Source organism: Comamonas sp. (assembly GCF_036666375.1).
Classification (GTDB): Bacteria; Pseudomonadota; Gammaproteobacteria; order Burkholderiales; family Burkholderiaceae_C; genus Comamonas.
Genome location: NZ_JAVWWA010000013.1, coordinates 20,102 through 41,226 on the forward strand (window position 1 = coordinate 20,102; position 21,125 = coordinate 41,226).

At 68.0% G+C, this 21,125-nt stretch carries 17 protein-coding genes and 1 tRNA gene; 5 read left to right on the forward strand and 13 right to left on the reverse strand.

Features of this window, described 5'->3' with window-relative positions; all coding sequences use genetic code 11:
- Window positions 1-6: 6 nt before the first annotated feature.
- The 7 genes from RR928_RS05075 to RR928_RS05105 all read right to left on the reverse strand — a co-directional run bounded on the left by RR928_RS05075 (window position 7) and on the right by RR928_RS05105 (window position 8,138).
- A complete protein-coding gene (locus tag RR928_RS05075; RefSeq protein ID WP_332681660.1) occupies window positions 7-2,445 on the reverse strand; it encodes a membrane-bound PQQ-dependent dehydrogenase, glucose/quinate/shikimate family in 2,439 nt (812 codons plus the stop codon).
- A 205-nt stretch (window positions 2,446-2,650) separates the two neighbouring features.
- Window positions 2,651-2,727 (reverse strand) — tRNA-Gln (locus RR928_RS05080).
- 70 nt (window positions 2,728-2,797) lie between these two features.
- Window positions 2,798-3,538: an alpha/beta hydrolase gene (locus tag RR928_RS05085; RefSeq protein WP_332537413.1), complete on the reverse strand. Its 741-nt coding sequence runs from the start codon at window positions 3,536-3,538 to the stop codon at window positions 2,798-2,800.
- On the reverse strand, window positions 3,535-5,052 hold the full coding sequence (locus RR928_RS05090) for a carotenoid oxygenase family protein (protein ID WP_332537411.1): 1,518 nt from the start codon (window positions 5,050-5,052) through the stop codon (window positions 3,535-3,537). The genes RR928_RS05085 and RR928_RS05090 overlap by 4 nt, the downstream gene beginning before the upstream one ends.
- Before the next feature lie 45 nt (window positions 5,053-5,097).
- Entirely contained in the window at window positions 5,098-6,069 is a 972-nt protein-coding gene (locus tag RR928_RS05095) for a Bug family tripartite tricarboxylate transporter substrate binding protein (RefSeq protein WP_332537410.1), read from the reverse strand.
- Window positions 6,070-6,106: 37 nt separating this feature from the next.
- The gene (locus RR928_RS05100) at window positions 6,107-6,913 is read right to left on the reverse strand and encodes an alpha/beta fold hydrolase (RefSeq protein WP_332537408.1); all 807 of its coding nucleotides are present in this window, start codon (window positions 6,911-6,913) and stop codon (window positions 6,107-6,109) included.
- Window positions 6,914-7,064: 151 nt separating this feature from the next.
- Window positions 7,065-8,138 (reverse strand): porin, encoded by a 1,074-nt coding sequence (locus tag RR928_RS05105; protein WP_332547671.1) that lies wholly within the window; start codon window positions 8,136-8,138, stop codon window positions 7,065-7,067.
- Window positions 8,139-8,418: 280 nt separating this feature from the next.
- On the opposite strand from RR928_RS05105, the gene RR928_RS05110 reads away from it, so the two are divergent.
- From RR928_RS05110 to RR928_RS05125, 4 genes are all read left to right on the forward strand, one after another.
- Entirely contained in the window at window positions 8,419-9,270 is an 852-nt protein-coding gene (locus RR928_RS05110) for an IclR family transcriptional regulator (protein WP_332537404.1), read from the forward strand.
- Between the two features lie 120 nt (window positions 9,271-9,390).
- Window positions 9,391-10,365 carry a tripartite tricarboxylate transporter substrate binding protein gene (locus RR928_RS05115; protein WP_332537402.1) on the forward strand — a complete coding sequence of 325 codons (975 nt, stop codon included), beginning with the start codon at window positions 9,391-9,393 and terminating at the stop codon, window positions 10,363-10,365.
- A 47-nt stretch (window positions 10,366-10,412) separates the two neighbouring features.
- Window positions 10,413-11,189 (forward strand): SDR family NAD(P)-dependent oxidoreductase, encoded by a 777-nt coding sequence (locus RR928_RS05120; protein WP_332537400.1) that lies wholly within the window; start codon window positions 10,413-10,415, stop codon window positions 11,187-11,189.
- The gene (locus tag RR928_RS05125) at window positions 11,186-12,691 is read left to right on the forward strand and encodes an aldehyde dehydrogenase (protein ID WP_332681665.1); all 1,506 of its coding nucleotides are present in this window, start codon (window positions 11,186-11,188) and stop codon (window positions 12,689-12,691) included. Before RR928_RS05120 ends, RR928_RS05125 begins: the two co-directional genes overlap by 4 nt.
- Window positions 12,692-12,701: 10 nt before the next feature.
- Here the strand turns inward: RR928_RS05125 and RR928_RS05130 are convergent, their stop codons facing one another.
- From RR928_RS05130 to RR928_RS05160, 6 genes are all read right to left on the reverse strand, one after another.
- Window positions 12,702-13,703, reverse strand: coding sequence for a Bug family tripartite tricarboxylate transporter substrate binding protein (locus tag RR928_RS05130; protein ID WP_332537396.1), 1,002 nt, complete (start codon window positions 13,701-13,703; stop codon window positions 12,702-12,704).
- Between the two features lie 103 nt (window positions 13,704-13,806).
- On the reverse strand, window positions 13,807-14,841 hold the full coding sequence (locus RR928_RS05135; protein ID WP_332681667.1) for a threonine ammonia-lyase: 1,035 nt from the start codon (window positions 14,839-14,841) through the stop codon (window positions 13,807-13,809).
- A 2-nt stretch (window positions 14,842-14,843) separates the two neighbouring features.
- On the reverse strand, window positions 14,844-15,842 hold the full coding sequence (locus RR928_RS05140) for an N-carbamoyl-D-amino-acid hydrolase (protein ID WP_332681669.1): 999 nt from the start codon (window positions 15,840-15,842) through the stop codon (window positions 14,844-14,846).
- 245 nt (window positions 15,843-16,087) lie between these two features.
- On the reverse strand, window positions 16,088-17,083 hold the full coding sequence (locus RR928_RS05145) for a LysR substrate-binding domain-containing protein (RefSeq protein ID WP_332537391.1): 996 nt from the start codon (window positions 17,081-17,083) through the stop codon (window positions 16,088-16,090).
- An 85-nt stretch (window positions 17,084-17,168) separates the two neighbouring features.
- Complete coding sequence (locus RR928_RS05150) at window positions 17,169-18,599, reverse strand: CoA transferase (protein WP_332547677.1); 1,431 nt, start codon at window positions 18,597-18,599, stop codon at window positions 17,169-17,171.
- Between the two features lie 552 nt (window positions 18,600-19,151).
- A complete protein-coding gene (locus tag RR928_RS05160; RefSeq protein ID WP_332539422.1) occupies window positions 19,152-20,900 on the reverse strand; it encodes a methyl-accepting chemotaxis protein in 1,749 nt (582 codons plus the stop codon).
- Between the two features lie 30 nt (window positions 20,901-20,930).
- Here RR928_RS05160 and RR928_RS05165 point away from each other — a divergent pair.
- Window positions 20,931-21,125: hypothetical protein (locus tag RR928_RS05165; RefSeq protein ID WP_332681673.1), on the forward strand; the 195-nt coding region annotated here is incomplete at its 3' end.

A 21,125-nucleotide genomic window follows, 5' to 3' on the forward strand; every position in this document is an offset into this window, starting at 1 on the left:
CGGCGTTCACTTCTTGTCGGGCAAGGCGTAGGCAATCACATAGTCGCCGCGGTCGGGCGACTGGCGTGCGCCGCCGGCCGAGATCACCACGTACTGCTTGCCGGTCTTGGGCGACTTGTAGGTCATGGGCGTGCCCTGGCTGCCCACGGGCAGGCGCTGCTTCCAGACTTCCTTGCCGGTGGCGGTGTCGAGCGCGCGCAGGTAGTAATCCTGGGTGCCCGCAAAGAACACCAGGTTGCCCTGCGTGGCGACCGAGCCACCCAGCGTGGGCATGCCGACTTCCATGGGCAGCAGCATCTTGATGCCGAAAGGACCGGTGTCCTGCACCGTGCCCAGCGGCACCTGCCACGCCACCTTCTGCGTCTTCAGGTCGATGGCGGTCATGGTGCCGAACGGCGGCTTCTGGCAAGGAATCTGCAGCGCCGACAGGAAGCGGTTCTTCATCACCGAGTACGGCGTGCCGCCCAGCGGCACCTGGCCCATGCCGACGTTGGGTGCTTCGCCGCCGTCGGACAGCTTGTCGTTCTTTTTCTGCTCGACCATGGTGACCCACAGGCCCAGACGCATGTCGTTGACGAACAGCAGGTTGTTGTTCGGGTCGCTCGACAGGCCGCCCCAGTTCATGCCGCCCAGCGAACCGGGGAAGGACAGCGACTTGTCGGTGTCGGGCACGGTGTACAGGCCGTCGTAGCGCATGCCCTTGAAGTCGATGCGGCACAGCAGCTGGTCAAACGGCGTCACGCCCCACATGTCGGACTCGGTCAGCGTCTGCGCGCCGATCTGCGGCATGCCCACGGAGAACGGCTGGGTCTTCGAGTAGTGCTCGCCCGCGATGCGGCCGGGCTTGACTTCACGCTCTTCCACGGCGGTCAGCGGCTGGCCGGTGAGGCGGTCCAGCACATAGATCTGACCGGCCTTGGTGGCGACCACCACGGCCGGCACCTTGCTGCCGTCGGCCTTGGGGAAGTCGATCAGCGACGGCGCCATGGGAACGTCGAAGTCCCACAGGTCGTTGTGCACGGTCTGGTAGACCCACTTTTCCTTGCCGGTCGCGGCGTCCAGCGCCAGCACCGAGGCGCCGTACTTGCGGTCCAGCGCGCTGCGCGTCGCGCCATACAGGTCGACCGAAGCCGAGCCCACGGGCAGGAACACGGCATTCATCGTCGGGTCGTAGGAAATGCCGGCCCAGACGTTGGGCGTGGAACGCTGGAAGTTCTGCTCGGCGTTCAAAGGAGCGTTGGGGTTGTCGCTGCCGGGATCGAAGTGCCACAGCATCTTGCCGCTGATCACATCGAAGGCGCGCATCACGCCGCCGGGCATGTCGACCTGGACGTTGTCGGCGACACGGCCGCCGACCACGATGGCGGTGCCGGCCACCGTGGGCGCGGAGGTCATGGTGTAGAACGCCTTGTTGGCGATGTTGCCCATTGCGGCCTTGAGGTCGACCTCGCCCTTGTCGCCGAACTCGGCGCACATTTCGCCGTTGTCGGCGTTGATCGCGACCAGACGCGCGTCAATGGTGTTCATCACCACGCGGCGCTCGCAGCCGCCCGAAGCCGGCAGCGACACGGGCGTCACCGGGCTGGAGCCGGCCACCGTGGGCGCGGCAATCGCGGCGTTGATGTCGAAATACGCCAGGCCGCGGCAGCGTTCCCAGACGCCGCCCACGGAAGCGTTGAAATCGCGGCGCCACAGCTGCTTGCCGGTGTCGACGTCCAACGCGATCACGTTGTTGTGCGGCGTGCAGACAAACAGCTTGTCGCCGACCTGCATGGGAGTGAGCTGGTCTTCGGAGCCCGCGCCCGTCGACTGGGGAATGTCGCCGTGCTGGAAGGTCCAGGCCACGGCCAGCTGGCCGACGTTGGAGGCATTGATCTGGTCGAGCGCGGCGAAGCGCTGCGTGCCGGCGTCATTGCCGTAGTGGGCCCAGTCCTTCTGCTCTGCTCCGGGCTGCACCGGCACCTGCTTGGCAGCGGGCGCCGCGGCCACGACTTCGGGATGCTTGACGAACATGCCGCCAAAGCCGATCACACCCAGCACCAGCAGCACGCCGCCTATCGCCACGCCTTGCGCACGCGCGGGCGCCAGCCCTTGGGCGCGGCGCAGCAGCGGCAAGGTGAAGGCCACCACGGCGCCCAGGAACACCAGCGCCAGCAGGCGCGAGATCAGTCCCCAGAAGTCGAGGCCCACATCGGCCAGCGCCCAGACCACGGTGCCGGCCAGCGCCGCAAGATAAAGCCAGGCGCCTGAGCTGCGACCACGGCCGACCTGCACCGCGGCGGCGGTGATGACCAGGCCTGCGAGCAAGAAGTAAAGGCTGCCGCCACGCTGCACCAGCACGGCGCCGCCAATGGTCAGGAACAGTCCGGCTGCGAGCAGCACCAGTGCCAGGGCATACAGCCAGACACGCCAACCGCCAAGGGGCGGGATTGTTTTTGTTTTCAAGGCTCAACTCCCAATCACTCAGCCTGGATCGTCCGCTCTGTGCAACGGGCACAGCAACGCCAGGCTGATCAATCGACAATTTTCGCCATTCACGTTCATCCCTGAGCAGCGCGAGGTCAATCAGGGTAATCCCTTGGCCGCATGGCTTCCATGCGCTGCACCAAAGAAAAAACCCCGGCTGCTTGCGCAACCGGGGTTTGAATTTTGGCAGGGGAAGAAGGACTCGAACCTTCGCATGCTGGAATCAAAATCCAGTGCCTTAACCAACTTGGCGACTCCCCTTCAATGCCCGCAATCATAGCATCGTCAAAATGGGGCAAAAACGAAAATCAGAGAAAAATTTACAAAAATTTCAACTTCGCGTCATCGGCGTGTCCGCGCCCCCCTGCTCCGCAGCGCCCATCCAGCGCAGCAGATGCGAGGCCACGGCCTGCGGCTGCTCCATGGGCGCGAGATGGCCCGCGTCCTGCACCACGGCCAGCACGGCGCCGGGAATTGCCGCGGCGCAGTCGGCCAGCATGGCGGGAGCAAACAGCCGGTCATGCGAGGCGGCCAGCACCAGCGTCGCACGGCTGCCGTCCAGCAGCGCGCTGCGGTCGGGCCGCGCGGCCGTGGCGCGCACATGGGCCGCGTAGCGCTGCGGCCCGTAGTCCAGCACCATGGCCTGGCGCGCGGCCATGAGCGCCGCATTGCCCAGGCTGTCCGGATGGAAGGCATTGGCCGCCTGCTGCGCAATCATCTCGAAGTAGCGGCCCTGGGCCACGGCGTCGAGCGCGGCCAGGCGCTTTTGCGCGGCCTCGGGCCGGTCGGCATAGGGCGCGGTGCACAGCAGCGCAATTCCCAGCACGCGCTCGGGCGCAAGCTCCAGCATTGCCAGCGCCACGTAACCGCCAAACGAGAAGCCCGCGAGCCAGAAGCGTTCCGGCAGCGCCGCGAGATGGGCGCGCGCAATCGCCTCCACGCTGTCGAGCGCGGGGTTGTCCAGCGCGCGTGCCGTGACCCCCGCGGGCAGCGCGGCGACGACGCCGTCAAACACCGCCCGGGTATTGTTCAGCCCCGGCACCAGCACCAGGGTGTCGTGCCGCGCCTTCATGCCGCCACGTAGCGCGGGTCGCGGTGTTCGCCCGCAATGCGGTCGCCCTCGACCCAGGCGGTATGCGTGCCCGCGGAGATGCGGTGCGGCAGCACGATGCGCGCCACCGCGCCGCGCGCGATGTCGCTGGCCGGGATGATCCAGCATTCGGAGCGCGCGTCGACCATGTTGTTGACGAAGGTGATGATGTAGCCGTCGTCCTCGGCCACGGCGCCGACGCTGCGCGCGAGCTGCGGCTCGCTGCCGTAGCAGCCCTTGCCGTATTCAAGCGACTGCGTGCGGCGCGACAACATGTCGTAGCGCTTGAGGCCGCGAAACAGCCATTCGCCGGGCTGGTAGAGCACGTTGAAACTGTAGCGGTACGGCCGGCCCACGTAGTCGTTGCTGACCATGGGGAACTCGGTGATCTCGTCGTCGATCTGCTCCTCGTGCGTCTGGCCGGTGCGCAGGTTGAAGCGCCAGCGATACATCAGCGTCGGGTTGTTGTGCTTGTCGAGATGGGCGCGGATCTTGTCGTACGCGGCCTGGCGCCCGCCTTCGTTCGATTGCCCGACATTGGGCTTGTGCGGATTGGGCATGATGCAGCCGTCCATCACCACCTCGTCGCCGTCCTCGTAGCAGTTGGCGATGTGCAGGATATGGCAGGGCGTGCCCTCGAACCAGCGCACCGAGGCCGAGTCGCCGTAGCGCGGCAGGATGCCGAAGCGCGCGGGCTTGTCGCGGTAGAACGTCATCTTGCGCTGGCCCTTGGCCAGCAGTTCGGCGTCGAAATGGAACGGCAGGTCGTGCAGTATGGAAAAGCGCTTCGTCACGCCCAGGTCATGCGGCCAGCGCGCGCCGGGCAGCTCGATGGGCACGTAGTGGACCAGGCGGTTGTTGCGGTCGACGACGCCGTAATGCATGTGCGGCCAGCGCTCGGGGTAGTTGAAGAACATCATCTCGCCCGTGGCCGGGTCGACCTTGTAGTGCGAGGCCACGCCGTCGGGCACCAGCCGCGCCCAGTCGGCGTCGGGGCCCAGCGTCTCCAGCGTGACCGGGTCCAGGCGCCAGGGCTCGCTGCCCTGCGACATCGTTGCCAGCAGCTTGCCCGCGTGGATTTTGACGTCGGTGCCGGCGTTGTCTTTCATTGCGCCCATCGAGCCCCAGCCGCGGCGCGCCTGCAGCTGCGGCGCGAGAATGCCGGGCCACAGCGAGCGGCCGGCCGCCTGCTCGGCCAGAAAGCCCGTGGTCTGCACGAAGCGGTTGCGGTAGGTGGCCTTGCCGTCCTCGAAGTGCATGGAATGCAGCATGCCGTCGCCGTCAAAAGGGTGGTACATGCCCAGCGACTCGTGCACCTGGTTGTGCGTGTTGCGCACGTAAATGCCGTGCAAGTCCTTGGGAATCTCGCCTATCACCTGCATGCTGTCGGTGTCGGCAATCCACTCCTCCATGGCGGGAGCGAAAGGGCCGTGCAGGAACGGATGGTCGTTGTCGGGAGCGAGGGTGGAGGTATAGGTGCGGAGGATTTTCTGCATGGTGTCATCCGGTGAAGACGGAGAAAAACAGGAGGACGCGCGGGCTCACTGGAGCTTGACGGCGCCCGAGCGCAGCAAGGCGCCATAGCGCTGGCTGCTGTCCTGCACAATCTGGCGGAACTGCTGCGGCGTGTTGCCCACGACCTGGTAGCCCATTTCGGCCAGCTTTTGCTGCACGGCGGGCACCTGCAGCGCCTTCACGAAGGCGCCCTGCAGCCGCGCGAGCACGGGCGCGGGCGTGCCCTTGGCGGCGACATAGCCGACCCAGCCGTCGGAGGTGAAGTCGATGCCCTTCTCGCGGAACGTAGGCACATCGGGCAGCGAGCGCACGCGCTGCGCCGAGGTCACGGCCAGCGCGCTCACCTGGCCGTTCTCGACAAAGGTCTTGCCCACGTTGGAGACCAGCGCGTACTGCAGCTGGCCGCCCGCGATGTCGTTGAGCATCTGCACCTCGCCCGTGTAGGGCACATGCTGGGCCTCTATGCCCAGCTTCTGCGCCAGCAGCACGTTGTTGAAATGAAAGCTCGTGCCCGCGCCCGGCGTGCCGTAGTTCATCTTGCCCGGGTGCTTGCGCGCGTATTCGGCAAACTCGGCCACCGTCCTGAAACCCAGCTTGCGGTCCACCACCAGCGTGAGAAAGGTGTCGACCGCGATGGTGATGGGCTCGAACTGCTCGAGCGGGCGTATCTTGTATGCCGGGTTGGTCAGCGGCAGCGTGACCATGGTGGCCGGCACCACCAGGCCTATGGTGTAGCCGTCCCTGGGCGCCTGCAGCAGCGCCTGCAGGCCGATCTGCCCGCCCGCGCCGGCGCGGTTCTCGATCACCACCGAGGTGCCGAGCTCGCGCCCGAGCTCGTCGCCGACCAGGCGCGAGACGATGTCGGTCAGGCCGCCGGCCGGGTACGGCACGATCAGCTTGATGGGCCGCTCGGGCCAGGCGCCGGCCAGCGCGGGCGCGGCGCACAGCGCTGCCAGCGCGCCGGCCACCAGATGGCGAAGAAGGGATCTCTTGTGCATGGATGTCTTTCGCATGGGAATGCCAAACGCTGCGGCCTCAGGCCTGCGCCAGCACGCGCTGGCGGATGAAGCGCAGCAGATGTTCGTTGAACAGCGCATGCTGCTCGGCAAACGCGTAATGCGCGGCGCCGGGCAGGCAGGCGAACTCGGCATGCGGCATGAACTGCTGCTGCACCTGCTGCATGCTCTGCGGCCGGCCCACCTGGTCGAACTCGCCGGCCAGCAGCAGCGCCGGCACCTTGACGTTCTGCAGATTGGGCTCGCCCGCGTAGCGCGTGATCGCGGTGATGGCCGCGCAGAAGGTGTCGGCCGGCGTCGCCAGCGCCACCTCCCGCACCAGATCCACCATGGGCCCGCGCGAGGTGGGCGCAAACATCGAGTCGATCACCGCGCCCGCGGTGTCGCGAAAGGTATTGCCCGCGCGCAACGGCTCCACGCGTTCGGCAAGAAAGGTTTCCTGGTCCCGGGCGCTCTTTTGCGAGAACGAGCCGGCCGTGGCGGAGATCACGATGCCATGCACCTTGTCCGGGCGCGCCGCGTAGACCGCGGGCGTGATGATGCCGCCCATGCTGTGGCCCAGCACGACGTTGGTCTTGCTGCCTTCGCGGTCTATCAGGCAGGCCGCGGTTTCGGCCAGGCGCTCTATGCTCAGGCCTTCGGGCGGCAGCGGGCTGATGCCGTAGCCGGGCGCATCCCAGGCGACGACGCGCAGGCCGGCGCCCACCAGCGTCTGGATTTGCGCGCGGAAATAGTCTTTGGAACCATAGGCGCCGTGCAGCAGGAACACGGTGGTGTCGGCGTCGCCGGCCACCTGGTAATCGGGGAAACGGTAGGGAGTGAACATGGGCAGTTGCTCGGTGGTGAAAGTGGGCCCTGCAGCCGTTCGTCGCTGCAGGACAGATGGTCGCGATTGTGGGAAGGAACCGGCGCTGCGGCACGGCTTTCCGGCGCGCATTCCGCGCTGCGGAACTGCGTTGGGCCGGGCCCGCACGGGCTCAGAAGTTGTGCCGCAGGCCGATGTCGTAGCCGCTTGACGAGCGCCCGTCGGCGGCGCCGGCCATGCCGCCCGGCACGCCATAGGTTGCAGCGCCCCGGTTGGCCACATGGGCCGCGCTGGCGTAAAGCGCCGTGCGCTTGGACAGGTGGTGCACATAGCCTATGGCCAGGATGCGGGCATCGTCGGCATCGATGGCCGCGCCCGCGGCATTGCTGCCCTTCTGGTCCACGCGCGCCAGAGAAGCCTTGAACTCGTGCACCCCCGACTGCAGCCTCGCGGCCAGGGCCATCACGTTGTGGCGCGAAGACAGGTAGGAGGTCTGCGTCGCGCTGGCGCTCAGGTGCAGCGCGCCCATCCGGTAGCTGCCCGCCATGGAGTCGACCGCGAAGTCAGCGCCCGTCGCATCGATGCGCGTGCGCGCCGCGGTCGCGGAGATATCGAGCGCGCCGCCCGCATAGCCCAGGCGCGCGGCCTGGTGGCCGTAGCCGGCCGCGCTGCCGGTCTTTTCACGCGGCGCATAGGCCAGGATGGCATAGACGCCGCCCAGGGTCCTGGGGGTGAAGTACTGGATGGCATTGTTCGAGCGCGCGAAGGTGGTCGCACCCGTGCCGAACGCGCGCTGGAAAGTGGTCGTGGCCGCGGCGTTGAACGCCGTCGCTATGCCGCCCACGCCCACATAGGCAAAGGGATCGGCCGCGACAATGGCGCGAAAGCCCGGCGTGTAGTCGCGGCCCAGCCGCAGTTCGCCCCAGTGGCCGCCCAGGCTCAGATAGGAGGCGCGGTCGAAGAACATGCCGCCGCTGCCCACCGTGCCGCTGTCGGTGAACAGCGTCGACTCGAGCCAGAAACCCGCCTTCAGGCCGCCGCCCAGGTCCTCGCTGCCGCGAAAGATCAGCCGCGAAGTCGAATTGCTGCCGCTGGACAGCGAGGTCAGTGTGCCCTGAGCATTGCGCACATGGCGCAGGCCGGCGTCGACCACGCCGCTGATCGTCGCCGACGACTGGGCCGAGGCCGCGGCCCCGATGCAGGCCCATGCCAGGCCTATGCCCATGTCTCTGGTTGTAATACGCATGCAAATGTCTCCTCGAATGGTGTTGTGCGCTGCGCGGCCAGGGCCTGCGCGCCGCCGGTTCTGTCGGCGGTGGCGGATTCTTGTGCCGACGGGCCCGGTCTGGCCACGCACAAACGGCGCAGTTCCACGACGCGGAATCGAGATGCCGGCGCGCGCTGCGCCAGCGCCGCGCAATGCCCCTGATGGCGGGATGCAGGCGTACCATCCGGCCTGGGCCTGCTCGGCGGCGCGGCCTGCGCCAACGCCGCAGCTTGCCGAAATCCTTTTCCTGGACCCTGCGATGCCATCGACTCCCGCCCGCCCCGCAAAGAACGCCGACGCCGTCGCGCGCCCGCCCGCCCTGGTGCACTCGCTGGCCAAGGGCCTGGAAATCCTCTCGGTGTTCTCCGAAGGCGACCTGCTGGGCAACCAGCAGCTCGTCGCCTTGACGGGACTGCCCAAGGCCACGGTCTCGCGCCTCACCTCGACGCTGGTGCAGCTGGGCTATCTGCGCGTCGACCCGCTGACGCGCAGGTACTTCATGGGCACGCGGCTGCTGGGAATGGGCCTGAGCGTGCAGCGCAAGCTGGGCCTGCTGAGCGTGGCCAGGCCTTACATGCAGGCGCTGAGCCAGGAGACCGGGCTCACGGTGTCGCTGGGCACGCGCGACCGCCTGGGCCTGGCGCTGCTTGAAGTGCTGCTGCCGCCGCAGAGCAACCGGCTGGTCGTCAACGCCGACGTGGGCACGGTACTGCCCATCGCCTCCACGGCCATAGGCCTGGCCTACCTCGTCGCGGCGCCGGTCAAGGAGCGCGCGCAGATTCTCGAAGGCCTGCGCAAGCGCTTTCCCGACGAATGGCCGGCCATGCGCGAGAACGTCGAGCGCGCCCACGCCGACTTCGCCGCGCACGGCTTTGTCATCACCCAGGGCTCGTGGGGCCGTGATGTCAACGGCGCGGCCGCGCCCTTGCTGCTCGATGAACGCAACGTTCTCTATTCCTTCCACTGCGCCGGGCCGGCCAGCCGCATGCCGCTGGCGCGCATCCGCAAGGACATAGGCCCGCGCCTGGTCGCGCTGGTGGCCGAAGTGCGCGCCGCGCTGCGCCAGGCGCCGCGCCCGCGGCTCAATCCTCCGGGCCTCTACGAGCCCTGAAACGCAATTCCGGCCTGCGGAACTGAAGCGCATTGCGCGTTGGAAGCGTGCGCCTGCGTGCCCACAATCCACGCCGAGGGCCGCAGCGGGCGGCACCTCCCCACAACAAGGAGACGCTTCATGTATTCACCGCTGCGCCGCCGCCATCTCGGCGCGCTGGCTTTGCTGGCCCTCGCGCCCTGGGCCCGGGCCTCGGAGCCGGCCTACCCTTCGCGGCCCATCACGCTGGTCGTGCCCTACCCCGCCGGCGGCAATGGCGACAACATCGCGCGCGTGTTTGCCAGGAAGCTGTCGGCGCTCTGGAACACTCCCGTCGTCGTCGACAACAAGCCCGGCGCCTCGGGCACCATAGGCGCGGCCAGCGTGCACCGCGCCGCGCCCGACGGCCACACCCTGCTGCTCACGGTGACCACCCAGCTCACCAGCAGCGTGCCCAACGTCAAACCGGTCTACGACCCCGCCACCGACTTCGTGCCGATTGCCGGACTGACCATCGCCCCCATGGCCTTTGTCGTCTCGCCCGCGCTGGGCGTGAGCAGCATGCAGGAACTCGAGGCGCTGGCGCAAAAGCGCCGGCTGGCCTACGGCTCGTACGGCACGGCGACTTCCACGCATGTGGTCCAGCACCTGCTGGGCAAGCAGTTCAAGGCGGTCGACATGGTGCATGTGCCCTACCGCGGGGAAAGCCCCATGGTTGCCGACCTGCTGGGCGGCCAGGTCGACATGGGCCTGGTGGGCATTGGCCAGGGCCGGGAAATGGCCAGGTCGGGACGGCTGCGCATTCTTGCCGTGCTGGGCACGCAGCGCAGCGAGTTCCTGCCCGAGGTCAAGACGCTGACCGAACACGGCTACCGGCAGATGGACTGGGCCTATGGCGTTGCGCTGTACGGCCCGGCGCGCCTGCCCGCGCCCGTGCTCGCCAGGCTGCAGGAGGCCGGCAAGACCATCATGGCCGACGCCGAGACCCAGCAGCTGTACCGCAGCCAGTCCAACCAGCCCTGGCTGGGCGCCACGCCCGCGCAGCTGCGCGAGCGCCAGCTCGCCGATATCCGCAACTGGAACAAGGTGCTGGCCGAAGTCGGCCCGCTCGAATGAACGCCGCCGGCGAAAGACGGACCCCCATGACTGATTCGGAGATTTCCTTGCTTCCATCCTTTACACCGACCGCCGGCCAGCGCCTGCTGGTCATAGGCGGCTGCGGCGGCATGGGCCGCGCGCTGGTGCAGTCCGCGCTGGCCCTGGGCCTGCGCGTGGCGGTGCTCGATCTCGAGCGTTCCATCCTGCTGTTTCCCCCGCCCGAGGGCGTGCTGGCCATTGCCTGCGACGTCTCGCAGGAGACCGCCGTGCAGGCGGCGTTCGCGCAGATCAGCGCGGCCTGGGGGGCGGTCGATGCGCTGGTCAACCTGGCCGGCTACACCGGCGAGCGGGTGCGCGTCGAAGACATGTCGACGCGCGAATGGGACGACATTCTCAACACCGACCTGCGCGGCATGTTTCTCGCGGCGCGCGCCTGCGCCCCGCTGCTGCGCGCCGCGGCGGCGCAGGGCCGGGCGCCCGCGGCGGTGCTGGTGTCCTCGACGTTTGGCGTGCGCGTGCCGCATGTGGGCTACGGGCCCTACGCGGCCTCGAAAGCCGGAGTGATCAACCTGATTCGCGCGCTGTCGACCGAATGGGCGCCCGAGATCCGCGTCAACGGCGTCGCTCCCGGCGTGATCGACACCGCGTTCCTGCGCGGCGGCACGGGCCGCGACGTCAAGCAGACCGGACTGGACATGGGACGCTTCGTGCAGGGCGTGCCGCTGCAGCGCCTGGGCCAGCCGGCCGAGATCGCGCATGCGCTGCTGTTCCTGCTGAGCCCCGCGGCCAGCTACATCACCGGCCAGACCCTGCATGTCAACGGCGGGAGCTTCATGGCATGACCACTTCCTCCTTCACTCCCATGCGCACCACCATCACCAGCTACATCGACGGCCAATGGCAGCCTGCGGGCGCCTTGCTGCTGCCCGTGATCAACCCCGCGACCGAAGAGGTCGTGGCCCAGCTAGGCGAGGCCGATGCGCGCGAGACCGCGGCCGCCGTGGCCGCGGCCCAGGCCAGCTGGAAAAGCGGCATCTGGGCGCGCAAGAGCGCGGCCGAGAAGCGCCGCGTGTTCCAGCGCATCGTCGCGCTGACGCTGGAGCATATCGAGGAACTGGCCCAGCTCGAATGCCTCAACAGCGGCCTGCCGCTCAACTACCTGCGCGCGCGCCAGCTGCCGCGCATCACGCGCAACTTCGACTTCTTTGCCGACTGGCTGTCGCAGAACGTAGAGAAGGCCGGCATGACCGACCAGGACTATCTGCGCTTCGTGCTGCGCGAGCCCGCGGGCGTGGCCGCGCTGATCGCGCCGTGGAACGCGCCGCTGGCCCTGGCCTCGACCAAGATCGCGGCCGCGCTGGCCTTCGGCAACAGTTGCGTGATCAAGCCCGCGGAAACCACGCCGCTGGCGGTGGCGCGCTTCATGGACATCCTGAGCGAAGCCGGCGTGCCGCCCGGCGTGGTCAACATGGTCAACGGCCGCGGCCATGTCACGGGCGACGCGCTGGTGCGCGACCCCGGCGTGCGCGTGGTGTCGTTCACGGGCGGCACGCAGACCGGGCGAGCGATTGCCGCGGCCGCCGCGCCCGGGCTCAAGCGCGTCGACCTGGAGCTGGGCGGCAAGTCGGCCAACATCATCACTGAAACCGCCAATCTCGACGACGCGCTGGACGGCGCGCTGACGTCGATCTACACCAACAACGGCCAGCAGTGCTTTGCGGGCTCGCGCATCCTGCTGCAGCGCTCGATTGCCGACGCGTTCATGCGCCGCTTCGTCGAGCGCGCGCGCGCCATCCGGGTGGGCGACCCGCTCGACATGGCAACCGAGCTCGGGCCGCTGTCCAACGCCGCCCACTACGCGCGCGTGTGCTCCTTCATTGAAATGGCGCGCGCCGACGGCGGCGAGCTGCTGTGCGGCGGCCAGCGGCCGCCGGGCCTGGGCGCCAAGGGCTACTATCTCGAGCCCACGGCCGTGCTGATGCCCTCGAATGCCGCGCGCGTGTGCCAGCAGGAAATCTTCGGGCCGTTCGCGGCCTTCCAGGTGTTCGACGATTTCGACGAAGCGATTGCCATTGCCAACGACTCCGAGTTTGGCCTGGTTTCCTACCTCTGGACCAACGACCTGCAGCAGGCCCACCGGGCCGCGCGCGCGATCGAGGCCGGCGTGGTGCTGGTCAACACCCCCATGATCCTGGACCTGCGCTTTCCGTTTGGCGGCTACAAGAGTTCGGGCGTGGGCCGCGAAGGCATAGACGGCATGCGCCATTTCTACACCGAGGAAAAGACCGTGACCATTGCCCTGCAGCGCCCGGCAATGGCCCGGCTCGGAGCGGGCGCGCAGTAGCTGGCGCGGCTCAGTCCAGCTTGGCGCCCGACGCCTTGATCACCTCGGCCCAGACCGGGCGCTCCTTCTTCGCCAGATCGAACAGCTGCTGGCGCGGGCCCACGTTCACCTCATAGGCCTGGGCGTTGAGCTGCTGCTTGACGAGCGGCGAGGCCAGCGCCTTGTTGAAGGCCGCATTGAGGAAATCCAGCACCTTGGCGTCAACGCCCGCGGGCGCGACATAGCCGTTCCAGGCCACGGCCTGGTAGCCCGCGAGGCCGGTTTCGGCCAGCGTCGGCAGCTTGGGCAGGCGGCTGTCGCGCGCCGCGCCGGTCACGGCCAGCGCCGTCAGCTTGTCGCCCTTGAGGTGCGGCGCAATCGAGGTGATGTTCTCGAACACCAGATCGACTTCGCCGCGCAGCAGCGCCAGGTCCGCCTCCAGCCCGCCCTTGTAGGGCACATGCACGATGGACACGCCGGCCATGCTCTTGAACATCTCGGCGCTCAGGTGCCCGGTCGTGCCGTTGCCGCCCGAGCCCACGGTGAGCTTGCCCGGCTGCTGCTTGGCCAGCGCGATCAGGCCCGCCACGTCCTTCACGCCCAGGCTGGCGCGCACCGCCAGCACGTTCTGCACCCCGCCGATCAAGGTGATGGGCGCGAGCTGCCGGTCGGCGTCATAGGGCAGCTTCTGGTAGAGCGACTGGTTGATGGCCAGCGTCGCGACATTCGCGAAACCAATGGTGTAGCCGTCGGCCGGGGCGCTGGCCACGGCCTGGGTGCCTATGATTCCCGAGGCGCCCACGCGGTTCATCACCACCACCGGCTGGCCTATGTCGCGGCCCACCGATTCGGCCAGCAGGCGCGAGACGATGTCGGGCGTGGTGCCGGCGTTGAAGGGCACGATCAGCGTGATCGGCTTGTCGGGAAAGGCCGCGTGGGCCTGGCTGCAAAGCGCCAGCGCCGCCAGCGGCGCCGCGAGGCCCTTGAGCAGCAGGCGGCGGGAAGTCGAAACGGAGACAGAGAAAAGCGACATGGTGGGGACTTTCTGAAACGCGGTGAACAGAGGGCTTTCGGTCTCCTGGGCAACGCTGCACCGCGGGGCGGCGGCGTAGGCCTCGTTGTTCTGGAATGCGGATTCAGGCATCGGTGCGGGCGATCACGGACTGCAGCAATGCCATGTCGACATTGCCGCCCGACAGCACGACCACGGCGCTGCGGCCATCGAGCCGCAGGCGGCCGGCAAGCAGCGCGGCCAGGGCCACGCTGCCGCCGGGCTCGACCAGCAGGTGCAGCTCCTCGAGCGCAAAGCGCATGGCGCGCGCCACTTCGTCATCGGTCACGGCCACGGCTTCGCTCAGCAACGGCTGGTTGATGGCAAACGGCAGCTCGGCCGGCGTCGCGGCCTGGAGCGCGTCGCACAGCGTGCGCGCGCCCGCGGCATTGATTTCGCGCCGGCCACTGGCCAGCGAGCGCACGGTGTCGTCAAACGCCGCGGGCTCGACGGCCACGCGGCGCGCGTGCGGGCTCAGCGCATCGAGCGCGAGGCAGCAGCCGGCCATCAGGCCGCCGCCGCCGCAGGGCGCGGCAAACAGGCCCAGCGTCTGGGCCACGCCCGCGGGCAGATCCTGCAGCGCTTCGAGCGCCACCGTGCCCTGGGCGGCCAGCACCTGCGGGTGATCGCCGGGCGGCACCAGCGTGCCGCCGGTGTCCAGCAGCAGGCGCATGCCTATGTCTTCGCGGCTTTCCTTCTCGCGGTCGTAATGCACCACCTGCGCGCCCTGGGCCAGCGCGCGCGCCACCTTGTTTTTCGGCGCATCGACGGGCATGACGATGGTGGCGCGCAGGCCCAGCTGGCGCGCGGCCCAGGCAATGGCCTGGCCGTGGTTGCCGGTCGAATAGGCGACCACGCCGCGCGCGCGCTGTTCGGCGCTCAGCGCCAGCAGCGCGTTGAACGCGCCGCGCAGCTTGAACGAGCCCGTGGTCTGCAGGTTCTCGCACTTGAGCCACACGGGGCCGCCCGCGATGGCGTCCAGCGCCGCCGAGCGCAGCAGCGGCGTGCGCAGCACATGGGGCGCGATGGCGCCGGCCGCGGCCTGCACGTCGGCGAAACGCGGAACGGCCAGCGTGCCCAGCATTTCATGCTCTATATAGGAAGGCAGGCAAGCGGCCATGATCACTGCCCCTCCCGCGCGGGCGCCCAGGTCGGCGGCGCGCTGCTGCCGGTCTGCGCCGTGAGGCGCGCATAGGCCTCGAGGCGGCGGTGCTGGGCGAAGTTGAAGATGGTGGTGCGGCCCAGCTCGCACATCGCCAGGTTGCAGTCGGCCACCACCAGTTCGTCGTCCCAGCTGGTCGCCATGGCCATGATCTCGCCCTGGGGGTTGACGATGATCGAGTGGCCCATGAGCTCGAAGCCGTCCTCGTTGCCGGCCTTGGCCACGCCCACGCCAAAGGTCGCGTTCTGGTAGCAGCCCGCCTGTATCGACAGCTGCGAATGGAAGTTGCGCAGATGGTGGGCTTCGAAGCCGCGGTTTTCCTGGTTCACGGCCGGCGTGTTGTAGCCCAGCATGGTCAGCTCCACCTGCTGCAGCCCCAGCTCGCGCCAGGCCTCGGGCCAGCGGCGGTCATTGCAGATCAGCATGCCCAGGTTCACGCCCTCGACCGGGCCCACGGGAGCGCGCACCACGGGAAAGCCCAGGTTGCCGACCTCGAAGTAGCGCTTTTCCAGGTGCTGGACCTTCCGCAGCGTGGAGAACTCCTTGTGGCCCGGCAGATGGATCTTGCGGTACTTGAGCACGATCTCGCCCGAAGGCGCGATCACCACCGAAGTGTTGAAGCGGCGCTTGCGCAGCACGCCGCTCTCGTCGGGCTCGTAGGCGATCTCGGCATAGCCCAGATAGCAGGTCAGGCCGTAGCGGCGTATCGCATCGAACAGCGGCTGGGTCGCGGGCGAGGGCAGCGCCTGCTCGTACCAGCCGTCGGCTTCATCGAGGTCCTCCACATACCAGCGCGGAAAGAAGGTGGTCAGCGCGAGTTCGGGAAACACCACGACATGGGCGCCGCGCTGGTGGGCCTGCTCCAGCAGGCGGACCATGCGGGCGACAACCGCATCCCGGCCCTCGGCTCTCTGGATGGGGCCCAGCTGGGCGGCGGCAACGGTGATAAGACGTTTCATGGCGGTCTTCAAGTGGATCTGTGGCAATGATCTGCGCCGAACGCCGCAGCGCCAAACGCGCCGCAACCCCTTTCTTGCCATTGCGCAATCCGCCTCAAACCTCACGCAAGCAGTTGATTCACAAGGAAAAAATGACAATCACGCGCCTTGCACAAAGTCCACGCCGTTAACCAATCGTTATGGCCTGAAGCCAAAAGATGAAGCGCGGACGCGAGCGGCTGTGGATGGCCGCCCACAGGTCTGCTTCATGCGCGATGCACCAGCACGCGCACCGCGCCCTCGCCGTCCCAATGCTCGGCCGGCGCCAGCGCGGTGTCGCGCCCCTCTTCCTTGAGCAGGCGCTTGACGGTGGCCAGGAATTCCTTGGCCACGGCCGACAGCGGGCTGGTGTTGGCATGGATCTGGTAGATGCGGTGCGACAGCATGGGCCGCAGCGGCTTGAGCACCACGCCGTCCTGGCTGGGGCGGCGCGCGCCAAAGGCCTCGATCAGCGCCACGCCCACGCCCGCGCGCACCAGGCCCATGGCTTCGGGCGTGGAGCGGATCTCCACATCGGCGCGCAGGGCCAGGCCCGAGGCGGCAAAGAAATCCGCGGCCAGATTGCCAAACGGCGTATCGCCGCCGTAGCTGATGAAGGTCTGGCCGACGAGATCGGCCGCGCCCACGGACTCGGCTGCGGCCAGCGGGTGGCGCTCGGGCACGGCGCATTCAATGAAGCCATGGCCTATGGCGCGCGCCACCACGTTGGCGCTGGACGGCGCGGGCATGGACGAGATCGCCAGGTCGGCCTGGCCCAGCAGCACATGGGGCAGCAAGGCATCGAAGGGCAAGGGCCGGTACTTGATGCGCACCTCGGGAAAGCGCGCGCGAAAGCGGCGTATCGCCACCGGCATCAGCCATTCGGCATAGCTCGGGCTGGACACCAGCGACAGCTCGCCATGCGTGCCCACGGCCAGGTCGCTGGCCAGCGCATTGAAGCGGCGCACGCCTTCAATGATGCTCTGCACTTCGGAAAACAGCCGCCGCGCCTCGGGCGTGGGCTGCAGCCGCCCGCGCACGCGCTCGAACATCAGCATGCGCAGCCGGCTCTCGGCCGTGGCCAGCATGCGGCTCACGGCCGGCGGCGAGACGCACAGCATGCGCGCCGCGCCGCTGAGCGTTCCGGCCATCATGATGGCGTGAAAGACTTCGATCTGCCGCAGGTTCAGCGGCACGGGATGGGGCAAGGCGGAGGGGGTCATGGCGCGCGCAAGGTGACAGAGGAACGGCCACCGTGCAAGCAATTAACATGCCCCATTTCAGGGCGCGCGCCGGGCGCCGCGCGCGCTAATCCCAGCGCGGCGCGTCGCTGCCGGGCGGCACGGAAAGGCGCTGCCAGCCCGGGGCACTGCGCGACAGCACGGCGCAGTGGCGCACGGCGCGCAGCGCGCCAAAGCCGCTGGCGGTGGTTTCGAGGTAGGGCGCGATATCGGGCTTGGGCTGATCCCAGTCGCCATCCGGCACTTCGACTGCGCCCAGGCCGCGCAGCCAGCGCGCCACGCCCGCGAGCGTCACGCGCACCTGCCAGCTGCCGCCTTCGCGCGCCTGGCGCAGCAGCGCGGCCTGTATGCCGCAGGCCAGCAAAAAGCCGGCGCTGTAGTCGAGGATCTGCATGGGCAGCGCGCGCGGCGCGGCCTGGCCGCGCGCCAGCGCTTCGTCGGCCTGCACGCCGGTCGCGGTCTGCACCAACGAATCAAAACCCGGGCGCCCGCCCCAGGGGCCCTGCCAGCCATAGGCCGACAGCTCGGCCACGACCAGGCCGGGGCGCAGGCGTGCCAGCTCCTCGGCGGAAAAACCCTTGGCCGCCAGCGCCCCCGGCCGGTAGGCCTGCAGAAACACCTGCGACTGCGCCACCAGTTCACGCAGCGCCTGCCGGCCGCTGTCGCCGCGCAGATCGAGCGTGGCCGAGCGCTTGCCGCGGCTGGTGTCGGCAATCGCTTCGATGTTGGGCAGGTGCGGGCCGTTGACCAGCATCACGTCGGCGCCATGCGCGGCCAGCGTGCGCCCCGCGACCGGGCCGGCAATGATGCGCGTGAGATCGAGCACGCGCAGCCCGGCCAGCGGCTTGTCGCCCTCGGCCAGCGCCGGCCAGGGCAAGGGCGGCGCATCGCCCAGGCGCGTGATGGCCACCAGCGGCTGCTCTGCCAGCACGGCTTCGTGGCCCAGCGCCTGCCACTGCGCGGCGCTGCGCGCGGCGGCTATAGGCAGGCCCCTGGCCGCGGCCCGGGCTTCGAAGTCCTCGGCATTCCACTGCGCCAAGGCCTGCTCCACGGCCGCGCGCGGCGTGCCGGATCCGGTCGGCAGGCCCAGCAGCGCCAGCGCGCCGTCGCGGTGGTGATCGAAATTCGCATGGATGCGCACCCAGCCCGGCGCGCCTGCGGCCTGGCCGCAGGCATAGAGGCCGGAGATTGGCGCCCAGGCATCGGGCTGTACGCCGTCGAGCGTGAAATACCCGCTGGTCTCGAACGCTGCGTGCTGGGCATCGACAGTCACGCTCTGCGCCAGTCGGCCCGGCGCGCGCCAGCGCTCGATTTCGGTCGCCGCCAGCGCGGCCGCGCCGGCGCTGACCTGCGCGGCCTCGACGACGCGCAAGCTGCTCGTAAAGCCCGCCGCCGCTCCCGTGAAAGCGATGCGCGCCAGCGCCTCCTTGTTCAGGCCTTGCGCACGCCACAGCGCTCCCAGCGCTGCGGCGGGAGTGGGGCAATCGTCGATGGGCATGGGAAAACTCCTTTCATGGCACAACCGTATCGCTTTGCGACTTGCCGCAATGTAGCCCATATCCCGCCCCATCCCGTTCGCCTCGGCCGAGCCGGCACGCAAGGCCCGTACGCGAGCGCCTGGCACGTCTCAAGGGTTGACCTGGGCAGTCGTGACGCTGGTGAAGAACCCGGCCGCGCAGCGCCCTGGTTCACGCGGACCGCAGCTGTATCCTTTGCGACCGCCGAACGGCACATGGGGATCTGCGCCCGAGGCGTGACGTTCGCTCCGCCAAGCCCTGCATCGGCATCATTGATGCAGGTCACGCTGGCCCCGCGACCGAAGATCTCCTCGCGGTTGATCCGCATCGCGGAATGCGTGTCGGTGTCCCGATGAAGCCATGGCCAGTGGGGCGTGCGCGCGCCCGGCGCATGCGCCTGGCCAACCAGGCCCGGGATGGCAAGGTGATGGCCGCCCGCGCTTCACGCAGCAACTGCGCCAGCCGGCAAGATCCTTTCGGGAGCCGCCGGGACGCGCTGCTGGCTGCAAGATGGCAGGTGGGAATGCCAATGGCTAAAAAGTTTCCCAATCCGCCTCATTGGCAGTGGAGGCTGTCGGCGCGGCTTTGACCATGGGGACCGGAGCGGCAGCCGCAGGAGATTTTTTCACCCATGCCGCCGTTTTTGCCGCGGGAAGTCGTGCAGCAGGGGCTTTGGTCGCTGCGACGTCAGTTATTGCCGAGGCCGTGGAGGCGTCCAGCATCTGGTGCTGAACGTAGTGGCTGCCGCCGTCGCTCAGCTTGAACACGGACACCACCTGCACCAGGTCGCGGGACTGGGATTTGAGGCTGCCGGCCGCAGCGGCCATCTGCTCCACCAGCGCCGCATTCTGCTGGGTGACCTTATCCATCTGCATGACAGCTTCACCGACTTGCGAGACGCCGGCACTCTGCTCCAGGCTGGCGGCGCTGATCTCGCTCATGATGTCGGTGACGCGGCGTATGGAGCTCACCACCTCTGCCATCGTCTCTCCCGCCTTGTCTACCAGCGTGGTCCCTTGTTCCACCCGCTGCACGCTCGCGCCTATCAGTGTCTTGATCTCTTTGGCCGCTTCGGCCGATCGCCCGGCCAGGGAACGTACTTCGCTGGCCACCACCGCGAATCCGCGCCCCTGCTCGCCAGCACGCGCGGCCTCCACGGCAGCATTGAGGGCCAGAATATTGGTCTGGAAGGCAATGGCATCGATGACGCCGATGATGTCGCCGATTCGGCGGCCCGACTCGTTGATGCCCTTCATGGTTTCCACCACTTGCCCCACCACCTCACCACCCTGGGTCGCAACCTGGCTGGCATTCACGGCCAGCTGGTTGGCCTGGCGGGCAGACTCGGCGTTTTGCCTGACCGTGGAGTCAAGTTCTTCCATGGATGCCGCGGTTTCCTCCAGCGCACTCGCCTGGCTTTCGGTGCGAGCCGAGAGATCCTGGTTGCCCTGGGCGATTTCCGAACTGGCCGTGGCAACGCCATCCGCACCCTGGCGCACGCGCGATACCACTCGTGCAAGACTGTCGCGCATGGCCACCAGCGTGTGCAGCAATGCCGCCACCTCGTCCTTGCCAGTGATCGCCACCGGCACGCTCAGGTCACCAGATTCAATCGCACGCGAAAGGTCTTCGGCCTGTTTCAGCGAACGCACCAGCCCGGCAATGAGGAAATAGCCAAAGCTGACGGCAAACAGCAGGCCCAGCACGATGGATGCCGTGGAATACATGCGCACAGCATCGTAGCGCTCCACCGCCCCAGCGTATTCCGACTTGGCCACGTCGAGCTGCAGCTGGATCAACGCATCCAGTTCGTCTTTGGCAGGAGCATATATCGCCGGCAACACCTTGGTAGACAGGCGCTGGCTCTCCTGGATATCGGCCGCGCGCAAGGCCGCCACTGCGGGCTTGAGCCCTTCCCGGACGTACGTGCCGCGGGCTTGGGCAAACTTCTTGGCAATCCCGGCCTCTTGCACCGTGAGGTAGCTGGCCATGTACTCATCCCAAAGCTTGGTGATCCTGCCAATATTGGCGTCGACCGACGTGGTGAGCTGATTCACCACCTCAGGGCTGGGATCCAGCGTTGCAGCGCTGACCAAATAGGCATTGGTCATCATCAAGCTTTGGATCTGTCCCAACTGACCCAAGGCCACGGTGCGATCTTCGTACACCGTTTTCAGACCCTCATTGCTGCTCCCCATCCCGCGCAGGCCAAGCAGACCGATGCCCAGAAGCAGCATGGACATCACGCCCACCAGCAAGATCAACCGCGTTGAAATCTTCATTCTTGAGCCCCTTGCGCAGAAAGATACATTTTGGAACTGTCAGCAATGCCATGCCACGGCGCATGGCATTTTTTGCAAATTTTTTCCGAGAGAACGAACAGTTGGATGGGCCTCCACGCCAACCGTCGCAACCGCTGCAAAGCAGCTCAAGCAATCTTGATGCCAACGGCGACCAGCGAGCGGTTGCAGCATGAGCGCTGCGACGTTGCTTTCGCCTTCGTGAAC